Here is a 12,161-nt window from a genome sequence, read left to right as displayed (position 1 = left end):
GAAGCGGAGACCGCGGACCTCACCCGGCTGCGGCGGATGTCGGGAACCCTGCCGTGGAGTACGGTTCTGATTATGGTTTCTGAGGGAAGTACCGGCTCCGTAAGCCATCGGCGTGCCCCCAATATCCGCGACGTTGCGGCCGCGGCAGGGGTTTCCCACCAGACCGTGTCACGCGTGATCAATGGGCACTCCAATCTGCGCGAGAGCACCCGCCAGCGGGTGCTTGACGCCATGGAGGAGCTGCAGTTCCGCCCCAACCGTGCGGCCAGGGCTTTGGTCACCAAGGAATCCCGGATTATCGGCGCCCTGGTTGCCTCGGGAGTGGAGTACGGTCCGACGGCGAGCCTGCAGGCAGTGCAGACGGCTGCCAACGCGGCGGGTTACGTAGTGGACCCCGCCTACATCGACAAAGCGGACCACCGGTCCATCGAAGCGGCGCTGGACCGGCTGATGAGCCATGCCGTGGAGGGCCTTGTGGTGCTGGCTCCCCAGGCCCGCACGCTGGAGGTCATCGAGAAGCTGTCCATCCGCATCCCGTTTGTCACCGTGCATTCCCTGCACGGCGAGGACCACCGCATGTCCGTGGATCAGCTGGCCGGCGCACGGCTGGCGACACGCCACCTCCTGGAACTAGGCCACCGGCGGGTGGTGCACGTGCCCGGGCCGGGGGAATGGGTGGAAACCGAGGCCCGGCGGCAGGGCTACCTGGAGGAGATGGCGGAATGGGGACTGGAGCCGGCAATCCTCTCCGCGGGGGAGTGGACGGCGGATTCCGGCTACCGGGTGGGGCTCGAGCTGAGGCAGCAGCGCACGTTCAGCGCCGTCGTCTGCGGTAACGACCACATTGCCCTCGGCATCGTGCATGCCTATGCGGACGCCGGACTGGGGGTTCCCGAGGACCTCAGCGTGGTGGGATTCGACGATGTCCCTGAAGCCGCGCATTTTCTGCCGCCCCTGACCACCATCCGCCAGGATTTCCCGGAGCTGGGCCGCCGCTGCATTGCCGTGCTGCTGGCCGAGCTGCGTGGGGAAGGCCCGGTCACCCTCGGGGACGTGGCCCCGCGTTTCATCCGCCGCGGGTCCACGGCGGCTCCCGCTGCGGAGCACGACCGGATCTGACCGGCGCACCCGTAACCAAAACGTGACCTCTAGGTGTGGCCTGCGCCACATTTGGTTGGTAGCCTGACTGGAAATATCAATGTGACCGTTCACATACGCCCGGATGGCGGTGGCGGTCCAGATGACAACCAGATGACAATGAGGTCACCGTGAGCCAGCCCGGCAGTGCGCCCACCTACGTGGTGGGCATCGATTACGGCACTCTTTCCGGCCGTGCAGTCGTTGTGCGGGTGCACGACGGCGCCGAAATGGGTTCCGCGGTCCATGCCTACCGGCACGGGGTCATGGATACGGTCCTGGCAGCCACCGGGGAACCGCTGCCGCCCGAGTGGGCCCTGCAGGTTCCGGCCGACTACAGGGAGGTCCTGCAGCAGGCCGTGCCCGCCGCGGTCCGGGCCGCCGGCGCCGCACCGGAGTCCATCATCGGAGTGGGAACAGATTTCACGGCCTGCACCATGGTCCCCACCACAGCGGACGGAACACCGCTGAACGAACTGCCCGGGCTCGAAGACCGGCCGCATGCGTATGTAAAGCTTTGGCGCCACCATGCCGCCCAGGCGCAGGCGGACCGGATCAACCGCCTGGCGGAAGACCGCGGGGAAGCCTGGCTGCCGCGGTACGGCGGATTGATTTCGAGTGAATGGGAATTCGCCAAGGGCCTGGAGCTGCTCGAAGACGATCCCGAGCTGTACGGCCTGATGGAGCATTGGGTGGAGGCCGCCGACTGGATTGTCTGGCAGCTCACCGGCAGCTACGTACGCAACGCCTGTTCGGCCGGCTATAAGGGAATCCTGCAGGACGGGGTCTACCCCGACCGCGGTTTCCTGGCCGCACTGAACCCCGGTTTTGCCGGCTTTGTCGAGGAAAAGCTGGAACACCCGATCGGAAGCCTCGGCTCGGCGGCGGGAACCCTGAGCGCCGAGGCCGCAGCCTGGACCGGGCTGCCGGAAGGCATCCCAGTTGCCGTGGGCAACGTGGACGCCCATGTCTGCGCCCCGGCCGCCGGAGCAGCGTCTCCGGGACAGATGGTGGCGATCATGGGGACCTCCACCTGCCACGTCATGAGCGCGGACGTCCTGCGGGAGGTCCCGGGGATGTGCGGCGTGGTCGACGGCGGAATTGTGGACGGCCTCTATGGGTACGAAGCCGGCCAGTCGGGTGTGGGTGACATCTTCGGCTGGTTCACCAAACACTTCGTTCCGCCGGAGGTGACGGAAGAAGCCGCCGCACGCGGACTCAGCGTCCATGAACTGCTGACGGAGCAGGCGGGCCGGGAAGAGGTGGGCGCCCATGGGCTCCTGGCCCTGGACTGGCAGTCGGGCAACCGGTCGGTGCTCGTGGACCACGAACTTTCCGGGCTGCTGGTAGGGCTTACCCTCGCCACCCGCCCGCATGAGGTCTACCGGGCGCTGTTCGAAGCCACCGCCTTCGGCACCCGCACCATCATTGAAACCTTTGCCGCCTCCGGCGTCCCGGTCACGGAGTTCATCGCGGCCGGCGGGCTGGTCAAGAACCGGTTCCTGATGCAGGTCTATGCCGATGTCCTGGACATGCCGATCTCCGTGATCGGCAGCGACCAGGGTCCGGCGCTGGGCTCCGCGATCCACGCGGCGGTCGCGGCCGGCGCCTACCCCAACGTCCGTGCGGCCGCTGCGGCCATGGGCCGGGTGGAGCACAATGCCTACCTTCCGGATCCCGCACGTGCCCAGACCTACAGCCGGTTGTACGCGGAATACGTAACCCTGCACGACTACTTCGGGCGCGGCGGCAACGACGTCATGCACCGGCTGAAAGCCCTGCGGCGTTCGGCCCGCAAGGTCCGCGAGGTGTCCGCATGAGCGTGACGGCTTCCGTCGAGGAACGGATACAGCAGATCCGGACCGAAGTCGCCGGCCTGCACGCCGAACTGGTCCGGTATGGCCTGGTTGCCTGGACTGCCGGAAACATTTCCGGGCGGGTCCCGGGCACCGAGTTCTTCGTCATCAAGCCCAGCGGAGTGGGCTACGACGACCTCACCGCCGGGAACATGATCCTGTGCACCCTGGACGGCAGCCCCGTTCCCGGCACCCCCGGTGCCGGGCTGGCACCTTCCAGCGACACCGCCGCGCACGCCTACGTCTACCGGCACATGCCCGACGTCGGGGGAGTGGTCCACACGCACTCGCCCTACGCCACGGCCTGGGCCGCCCGGGGAGAATCCGTGCCCTGCGTCCTGACGGCCATGGCCGACGAATTCGGCGGCGAGATCCCCGTGGGTCCCTTCGCCGTCATCGGGGACGACTCCATCGGACGGGGCATTGTGTCCACCCTGGCGGGCCACCGGTCCCGTGCCGTCCTTATGCGCAACCACGGCCCGTTCACCGTGGGCCGGGATGCCCGCGACGCGGTCAAGGCCGCGGTCATGCTCGAGGACGTCGCGCGCACGGTCCACCTCTCCCGGCAGCTCGGTGAGCCGGTGCCCCTGGACCCCGCCGACATCGACTCCCTTTTCCACCGGTACCAGAACGTGTACGGCCAGCCGGCGGGCCCTGCACCTGCTTCGCCGGCCGCCCCGCCACAACCCGCCGCTTCAACACCGGCCCCAACAACCTCCAGGAGCGCATAACCGTGAGCCCGCTAGACACGTCCCTCGAGCCCTACGAGGTCTGGTTCCTTACCGGCAGCCAAAACCTCTACGGCGAAGACACGCTCCGCCAGGTCGCCGAGCAGTCCCAGGCCATTGTCGGCATGCTGGAATCCGCCGGCCTGCCCGTCCGGATCATCTGGAAGCCAACCCTGACCGACGCCGCGTCCATCCGCTCCGCCGCGCTCGCAGCCAACGCCGAACCCCGCACCATCGGCGTCATCGCCTGGATGCACACCTTCAGCCCCGCCAAGATGTGGATCAGCGGCCTGGACGCACTGCGCAAGCCGCTGCTGCACCTGCACACCCAGATCAACGTTGCTCTGCCGTGGAGCGACATTGATTTCGACTTCATGAACCTGAACCAGGCCGCCCATGGCGACCGGGAGTTCGGCTACATCGCCACCCGGCTCGACGTTCCGCGCAAAACAGTCGTCGGGCATGTCTCGGCACCGGCGGTCATCGGGCAGATCGCCTCCTGGCAGCGGGCCTGCGCGGGACGGACGGCCATCCAGGACCTGCGGATCGCCCGCTTTGGCGACAACATGCGCAATGTCGCGGTTACCGAAGGGGACAAGACCGAGGCGGAACTGCAGTTCGGCGTCTCAGTCAACAGCTGGGGGGTCAACGACCTCGTAGCCGTGGTGGACGCCCAGGCCGACGACGCCGTGGACAAGCTCGTCGCCGAATATGAGGAACTTTACGACGTCGTGCCTGAACTGCGGCGCGGCGGTGAACGGCATGAATCGCTCCGGTACGGCGCCCGCCAGGAGCTTGGCCTCCTGCAGTTCATGGAAGAAGGCGGCTTTGGTGCCTTCACCACGAACTTCGAGGATCTAGGCGGGCTTCGGCAGCTTCCCGGCCTCGCGGTGCAGCGGTTGATGTCGCACGGCTACGGCTTCGGCGCCGAAGGTGACTGGAAAACGGCCATGCTGGTCCGTGCCGCGAAGGTCATGGGGGCAGGGCTTCCCGGCGGCGCTTCCCTGATGGAGGACTACACCTACCACTTGGTTCCCGGCGAGGAGAAAATCCTCGGTGCGCACATGCTGGAAATCTGCCCCACCCTCACCACGCAGAAGCCGGCACTCGAAATCCACCCGCTGGGTATCGGGGACCGGGAAGACCCCGTCCGGCTGGTCTTCGACACGGACCCGGGCCCCGGCGTCGTCGTCGCCATGTCCGACATGCGCGACCGGTTCCGGCTCACCGCCAACACTGTGGAGGTGGTGCCGCCGGACGCACCCCTGCCGAACCTGCCGGTCGCCCGCGCCGTCTGGCGTCCGGACCCGGACCTCCCGACGTCGGCCGCGGCCTGGCTCACGGCCGGCGCCGCCCACCACACGGTCCTCAGCACGGCGATCGGCGCGGACGTCGTCACGGACTTCGCCGGGATGACCGGCGTCGAACTGCTGCTCATCGACGCCGACACCAAACTGCGGGAGTTCCAGCGGGAAGTGCGCTGGAACTCCGCCTATTACCGGCTGGCCTCCAAGCTTTGACCCCAACTACCCACTCCACCAGACCAGGCACCACGAAAGGCAGAACCATGGCACTGACCCTGAAACAAACCCTCATCGGGGGAGTATCCCTGACGCTCGCGCTGAGCCTCAGCGCCTGCGCAGGCAACCGCGGCGGGGGTGAATCCGGCGAAGGCTCCAACGAGGGAGCCAAGATCGGCGTCGCCATGCCGACGCAGCAGTCCGAACGCTGGATCGCCGACGGCGAGAACGTCAAGTCTCAGCTCGAGGAACTCGGCTACGAGGTGGACCTGCAGTACGCCAACGACGACATTCCCACCCAGGTTTCGCAGATCGAAAACATGATCAACGGCGGGGCCGAGGCACTCGTGATCGCTTCCATCGACGGCACGACGCTGACCGGCGTGCTGGAGACGGCGGAATCCCAGGACATTCCCGTCATTGCCTACGACCGGCTCATCAACGAGTCCGACACCGTGGACTACTACACGACCTTCGACAACTACGAGGTTGGCGTACAGCAGGGCACCTCACTGCTCACCGGCCTGGGAATCCTGGACGAAAACGGCGAGGAAACCGGCGAGAAGGGCCCGTTCAACGTGGAACTGTTCGCCGGCAGCCCCGATGACAACAACGCCACCTTCTTCTGGGAAGGCGCGATGGACACCCTGCAGCCCTACCTGGACAACCAGACCCTGAAGGTCCCCAGCGGCCAGACCGGGTTTGAGCAGGCCGCCATCCTGCGCTGGCTGCCGGACACCGCGCAGGACCGCATGGAGGACCTATTGACGGTGGGCGGCGGCCAGCAGATCGACGGCGTGCTGTCGCCCTACGACGGACTGTCCATCGGCATCATCTCCGCGCTCCGCTCCGGCGGTTACAGCGGGGAGAACCTGCCCGTCATCACCGGACAGGACGCCGAAGTCGGGTCCGTGCAGTCCATCATGGCCGACGAGCAGTACTCCACGATCTTCAAGGACGTGCGCGAACTTGGCGAACGTGCCGTCCTGATGGTCGACGCGCTGATGAAGGGTGAGGAACCGGAGGTCAACGATGAGGAGACCTACGACAACGGAGTGAAGGTTGTTCCCTCCTACCTGCTCGAATCGGAGATCGTCACCAAGGACAACTACGAAGAGGTCCTTGTCGAGAGCGGTTACTACGAGGCCTCGGAACTCGAATAACGGTCCCGGGCGGGCGGGCGGCACACCGCCGCCCGCCCGGGTAAACCAGCATCCAGTCCAGGCACAGAGAGGTCCGAGTGAGCGACTACATTCTCCAGATGATGGGGATCACTAAATCCTTCCCCGGGGTCAAGGCGTTGCAGGACGTCACCCTTGCCGTTGCCCGCGGGGAGGTCCATGCGGTCTGCGGCGAGAACGGGGCCGGCAAGTCCACCCTCATGAAAGTCCTCTCGGGCGTCTACCCGCACGGGACCTACGAAGGGGAGATCCTGCTGGACGGCGAGGCCGTTTCCTTCCGGGACATCAAGGACAGCGAACGCAGCGGGATCGTGATCATCCATCAGGAACTGGCACTCTCGCCCTACCTCTCGGTGGCCGAGAACATTTTCCTGGGCAATGAGCGCTCGGCCCGGGGATTCATCAACTGGAACGAAACCAACGTCCGTGCCGCCGAACTGCTCCGGCGGGTGGGGCTGGACATCAATCCGGTGACCCCGGCGGGGGACATCGGCGTGGGAAAGCAGCAGCTGGTGGAGATCGCCAAGGCGCTGTCCAAGGACGTCAAGCTGCTGATCCTGGATGAACCGACCGCCGCGTTGAACGATGAAGACTCCGCGCATCTGCTGGGCCTGGTCCGCGGCCTCCGCGAGGACGGCATCACCTGCATCATCATCAGCCACAAGCTCAACGAGATCCGGGCGATTGCCGACTCCGTCACCATCCTCCGGGACGGGCAGACCATCGAAACCCTCAGCCTGCACGGCGACGCCGTCACTGAGGAGCGGATCATCAAGGGCATGGTGGGCCGCGAGCTCACGAACCGCTATCCCGACCGCACGCCGGAGATCGGCGAGGAGGTGCTTCGCGTGGAGGACTGGACTGTCCACCACCCCCGCGAGCATGCACGGACGGTGATCCACAATGCGCAGCTTTCCGTCCGCGCCGGCGAAATCGTGGGAATCGCAGGACTGATGGGCGCCGGGCGCACCGAACTGGCCATGAGCATTTTCGGCCGGAGCTACGGATCCAACATCAGCGGGAAGCTGTACAAGAACGGCACGGAAATCACCGCCCGCACGGTGCCGGAAGCCATCCGGCATGGCATCGCCTACGCCACGGAGGACCGCAAACGGTACGGGCTGAACCTCATCGAGGACATCAAACGGAACATCTCGGCATCCGCCCTGACCAAGCTGGCCACCAGGGGATGGGTCGACGGCGGCCGCGAAACCGTCGTGGCGCAGGACTACAAGCGCAGCATGAACATCAAGGCACCCTCAGTGGCAGCGGTGGCCGGCAAGCTGTCCGGCGGAAACCAGCAGAAGGTGGTGCTGTCCAAATGGATGTTCGCCGACCCGGATGTCCTGATCCTCGACGAACCCACCCGCGGCATCGATGTGGGAGCCAAATACGAGATCTACACGATCATCAACCGGCTGGCCGCAGAGGGCAAAGCCGTGGTGGTCATCTCCTCGGAACTCCCGGAACTGCTGGGGATCTGTGACCGGATCTACACCCTGGCACAGGGCCGGATCACAGCGGAGGTCCCCATCGCCGAAGCCACCCCTGAACGACTTATGCAGTACATGACCCAGGAAAAGGAATAACAATGGTTTCCACTCTCGCCGGCGAGGATCCGGCTCTCGGCACCAGGAGCCCCAAGACATCCCCGTTGGGGGACGCCGGACGGTTCCTGGCCGGCAGGCTGCGCCAGATCGGCATTTTCCTGGCACTGCTGGTCATCGTGACCCTGTTCCAGGTGCTGACCGGCGGCGCGCTGCTCCAGCCGGACAACGTGTCCAATATCATCGTGCAGAACAGCTACATCCTGCTGCTGGCCATCGGCATGGTCATGATCATCGTTGCCGGGCACATCGACCTGTCGGTCGGATCCGTGGCGGCTTTTGTCGGCGCCATGTCCGGGATCATGATCCGCGACTGGGGCATGCCCTGGTGGGCGGCCCTGGTGGCCTCCCTGGCGGTGGGTGCCCTGGTGGGTGCCTGGCAGGGATTCTGGGTTGCCTACGTCGGCATCCCGGCCTTCATCGTCACGCTGGCCGGCATGCTCGTTTTCCGAGGATTGACGCAGATCATCCTGGGTAACCAGCGGATCACCGGATTCCCGGAGGAATACCGCCAGCTTGGCGGCGGATCCCTGTTCCCCGGCCTGTTTCCGCCGGAAACCAACCTCCTGGACTGGACCACCGTCGGGCTGGGCGTGCTGGCCACCGCACTGCTGGTGATCAGCCAGCTGCGCGGCCGGGCTGCCCGGACCAAGCTGAACCTCGATGACGAGCCCCGGGCCTGGTTCTTCACCCGGTTGGCCTTCAGCGCCGCCATTTTGCTCGGACTCACCTATCTGCTGGCCAGTTCACGGGGCGGCACGCCGATAGTCCTGGTGGTGCTGGGCATCCTGGTGATTGCCTACAGCGCCGTGATGAACCGTTCCGTTTTTGGCCGCCATGTCTACGCCAGGGGCGGCAACCTCCAGGCGGCGCACCTGTCCGGCGTGAACACCAAACGGGTGGACTTCCTACTTTTCGTCAACATGGGCGTGCTGGCTGCCCTGGCCGGGCTGATCTTCACCGGCCGCCTGAACTCGGCCGGCCCCGGGGCAGGAAACCTGTTCGAACTCGATGCCATAGCCGCCGCATTCATTGGCGGCGCAGCCGTTACTGGTGGTGTCGGCACCATTGTGGGGGCGATCACCGGCGGCTTGATCATGGGCGTCCTGAACAACGGAATGTCGCTGTTGGGTGTGGGAATCGACTATCAGCAGTTCATCAAGGGATTGGTCCTGCTGCTGGCCGTCGGCTTTGACGTCTTCAACAAGCGGAAGGCATCCAACGCGTTGAAATAGCCTCCTCCAGAAGCCATCGGCGGCGGACGTCCCTTACGGGGCGTCCGCCGCTTCTTTTGTGGCTTTCCCCACGTCCAGAAAATGATGCCCGCCACATAAAAAGCCGCCAAAGCACCCCAAAACGCCTTGTGACGAAGTCTACAAAATGAGGGTTGAATTGTAAGGGATCGGCTTATTTGCGCGGATCTGCAGAACGTAACGATTTGAGCAGCGTTGATATCGATTTGATCTCGGTAAAAGCCTCCCCTACGTTGGTTAAGGCCCTGATCGAGGGCTGGACCGCCTGACTGGATCGAAGTCGGCGGCGGCCGCAACCAATCCTGGTGCGGCCTCAAACCAGTAAGCCTGATGCCGCGCGTCCACTGTGCGTCGCCGCTGCGCGGCATCGACGAAGACCTCTATCACAATGGGGAAGGCGACGGCGTGAGGAAGCCCGGGGACGGGACGAGCGCAGGTGGAACCCGTGGGAGCAAAAGACTTATGAAGAACCAGAAGATCCGTCGTATCGTACGCCGCGGCCTGGCCACCGCCGCCATCACTGGTGCTGGCGCTGCCGGCCTTGTCGGCATGGCCGCTCCGGCCAACGCAGCCTCCATGGACTGGGACGCCCTTGCACAGTGCGAAAGCAGCGGAAACTGGGGGATCAACAACGGTAACGGCTTCTCCGGCGGGCTGCAGTTCACGCCGAGCACCTGGGCCGGCTTCGGCGGCACCGAGTACGCCGCCAATGCTGCCGATGCGACCCGGGAGCAGCAGATTGCCGTAGCCGAGCGGGTCCTGGCCGAACAGGGCCCCGGCGCCTGGCCTGCCTGCACCGCCAAGCTGGGCATGACCGGCGCTACTGCGAACCCGCAGGCTGCCCAGCCTGCTCCGGCCGCAGCGCCGGCCCCGGTAGTTGAGCAGGCCCCGGTTGCCGAGCCTGCTCCGGTTGAGCCGGCCCCGGTTGTCGAGGCTGCTCCGGTGGAGACCTACACCGAGCCCGCTCCGGTCCAGACCTACGTCGAGCCGGCCCCGGTTGCTCCGGCACCGGCCAGCGTCCCGGTTGAGGCCGTGGCTCCGGTTCAGACCCCGGCTCCGGCACTGTCCGGTGAGACCTACGTGATCCAGGAAGGCGACACCCTCTCCGAGATCGCCGAGAAGCTTGGCATCGAGGGCGGCTGGCAGGCCCTGTACAACGCCAACCTGGATACCGTTATCCACCAGGACCTGATCTTCACCGGTCAGACCCTGCAGCTGCCTGCCTAATCTCAGGCACTGCAATCCGCTTCCGGGCGGGTAGCTAAACAGAACGGGCACTTCCGCGATTGCGGAAGTGCCCGTTCCGCTTTAACCGTGGTGGTCCAGGCGCCGGCTCACCCGCCGGCGATCGACTGCAGCACCAGCAGTTCGGCACGGTCCGGCAGCACCGTGGACGCACCATCCAGGTCCCGGATATCTTCGCCGTCCAGGTACAGGTTCACATAGCGGCGCACTCGGCCGGTCTCGTCGCAGATGCGGCGGTACACCCCCGGAAAATCCACCTGCAGCAGCGTCAGGACATCCGCGACCATGACGTCCCCCGCCGTCCCATGTCCGCTTCCGGGACGAAGGGCCAACAGCCGCTGTCCGTCCGCGGCGTCGGCCAGTGCCGCTGGCAGCACCAGCCCGACGGCGGCCGTACGGCCGGGTGCGTCAAAGCGCGACGGCGCGGACACAGAGCACATCCGGAAGGTTGGCCGCCACCAGGGAAAAGGTTTCACCCTCGTCGGAGCTGGCGTAGACCTCGCCGCCACGGGTGCCGAAATAGATGCCGGCGGGATCGGCGTCGTCCACATCGGCGGCGTCGCGGAGCACCGCGTTGAAGTCATACTCCGGCAGGCCGGCGTCGAACCGTTCCCAGCTGCCGCCGGCGTCGATGCTGCGGTACACGGCAGGGCGGCCCTGCGGTGGATTGCGTTCTCCCGCCGAGCCCATCGGAATGGTCCAGATGGTGTCCGGGCGGGTGGGATGGGCGAGCATCACGAAGCCGAAGTCCGCAGGCAGGCCGTCCGCGATGGAAATCCACTCGCCGCCGGCGTCGTCGCTGCGGTACACCCCGCCATGGTTCTGGGCGTACAACCGCTGCGGGTTCCCGGCGTCGCGGGCCACCTTGTGTACGCACTGCCCGAATTCCGGATACTTCTCCGGCATGAAGTCCGCAATGATGCCGGAGTTGAAGGCGTCCCAGGTGTCCCCGCGGTCGTCGGACCGGTACACGCCGCCGCTGCTGATCGCCACGTGCACGGACTCGTCGCTCGGGCTTGGCAGGACGGTATGGGCGGCCGGCCCGCCGTAGCCGGCACCCCACTGGGTGCGGTGCGGGTGGTCCCACAGCCCACGCACCAGCTCGAAGTGCTTGCCCCCGTCGTCGGACCGGAACACGGAAATCGGCTCACAGCCGGCCCAGATGACGCCGGGCCGGTCCGCGCTGTCCGGTGCCAGCTGCCAGATGCGTTCCAGTGAGGCGCCGGTGTCCTCCGGGAAGGCAATGGCCGCCTGCTCGGGTTCCTGCCAGGTTTTGCCCAGATCATCAGAGATGGCGACGTTCGTCCCCCACCACTCGGAGCGCACCCCGGCCAGCAGGCGCGGCGTCCCGCTGCGGGTGTCGAATGCCAGGGATGGGACCTCTGTCATGGCGAATTCCGGTCCGCGCACCTCCCAGTTCCGGCGGTCGGAGCTCGTCGCCAGCCACAGTCCCTTGCGGGTTCCGATAGCGACGACGGCCGGGACGCTGGGGCCGGTGGGCACGGTGGAGGGCACAGCGGTGGGCATCGCGTGGGGTACGGCATCCATGCGGTTATTTCAGCACCGAGGGACCGCCGGGACAAGCGTTTTTCAGGATCTGACCCCGGGGGTGCGCAACGGACGCGGCGGCTGCA

The 12,161-nt window shown here is 66.2% G+C and carries 10 protein-coding genes; 8 read left to right on the top strand and 2 right to left on the bottom strand.

What is annotated here, in order from left to right:
* Nucleotides 1-72: 72 nt before the first annotated feature.
* The 8 genes from QNO10_RS14305 (at nt 73) to QNO10_RS14270 (ending at nt 10,509) form a co-directional block, all read left to right on the top strand.
* Nucleotides 73-1,119, top strand: coding sequence for a LacI family DNA-binding transcriptional regulator (locus QNO10_RS14305; protein ID WP_229945970.1), 1,047 nt, complete (start codon nt 73-75; stop codon nt 1,117-1,119).
* Nucleotides 1,120-1,268: 149 nt separating this feature from the next.
* A complete protein-coding gene (gene araB, locus QNO10_RS14300) occupies nt 1,269-2,957 on the top strand; it encodes a ribulokinase (protein WP_229945972.1) in 1,689 nt (562 codons plus the stop codon).
* Nucleotides 2,954-3,724, top strand: coding sequence for an L-ribulose-5-phosphate 4-epimerase (locus QNO10_RS14295; protein ID WP_229945975.1), 771 nt, complete (start codon nt 2,954-2,956; stop codon nt 3,722-3,724). Before araB ends, QNO10_RS14295 begins: the two co-directional genes overlap by 4 nt.
* Nucleotides 3,725-3,726: 2 nt before the next feature.
* Nucleotides 3,727-5,241 carry an L-arabinose isomerase gene (gene araA, locus QNO10_RS14290; protein WP_229945977.1) on the top strand — a complete coding sequence of 505 codons (1,515 nt, stop codon included), beginning with the start codon at nt 3,727-3,729 and terminating at the stop codon, nt 5,239-5,241.
* Nucleotides 5,242-5,288: 47 nt separating this feature from the next.
* Nucleotides 5,289-6,404, top strand: a complete 1,116-nt coding sequence (gene chvE, locus QNO10_RS14285; RefSeq protein WP_229945979.1) for a multiple monosaccharide ABC transporter substrate-binding protein — start codon at nt 5,289-5,291, stop codon at nt 6,402-6,404.
* Between the two features lie 98 nt (nt 6,405-6,502).
* Nucleotides 6,503-8,011 (top strand): multiple monosaccharide ABC transporter ATP-binding protein, encoded by a 1,509-nt coding sequence (gene mmsA / locus QNO10_RS14280; RefSeq protein WP_231707309.1) that lies wholly within the window; start codon nt 6,503-6,505, stop codon nt 8,009-8,011.
* 2 nt (nt 8,012-8,013) lie between these two features.
* Nucleotides 8,014-9,264, top strand: a complete 1,251-nt coding sequence (gene mmsB, locus QNO10_RS14275; RefSeq protein ID WP_229945983.1) for a multiple monosaccharide ABC transporter permease — start codon at nt 8,014-8,016, stop codon at nt 9,262-9,264.
* 480 nt (nt 9,265-9,744) lie between these two features.
* On the top strand, nt 9,745-10,509 hold the full coding sequence (locus tag QNO10_RS14270; protein ID WP_229945984.1) for a LysM peptidoglycan-binding domain-containing protein: 765 nt from the start codon (nt 9,745-9,747) through the stop codon (nt 10,507-10,509).
* A 107-nt stretch (nt 10,510-10,616) separates the two neighbouring features.
* Here the strand turns inward: QNO10_RS14270 and QNO10_RS14265 are convergent, their stop codons facing one another.
* Nucleotides 10,617-10,958: a ubiquitin family protein gene (locus QNO10_RS14265; RefSeq protein WP_229945986.1), complete on the bottom strand. Its 342-nt coding sequence runs from the start codon at nt 10,956-10,958 to the stop codon at nt 10,617-10,619.
* The gene (locus QNO10_RS14260; protein ID WP_229946647.1) at nt 10,936-12,054 is read right to left on the bottom strand and encodes a WD40/YVTN/BNR-like repeat-containing protein; all 1,119 of its coding nucleotides are present in this window, start codon (nt 12,052-12,054) and stop codon (nt 10,936-10,938) included. The genes QNO10_RS14265 and QNO10_RS14260 overlap by 23 nt, the downstream gene beginning before the upstream one ends.
* Nucleotides 12,055-12,161 lie beyond the last annotated feature (107 nt).

The organism is Arthrobacter sp. zg-Y919 (assembly GCF_030142045.1).
Taxonomy (GTDB): domain Bacteria; phylum Actinomycetota; class Actinomycetes; order Actinomycetales; family Micrococcaceae; genus Arthrobacter_B.
Note: the sequence above shows the minus strand (reverse complement) of the source record. Positions and strands in the feature narration are given on the sequence as shown.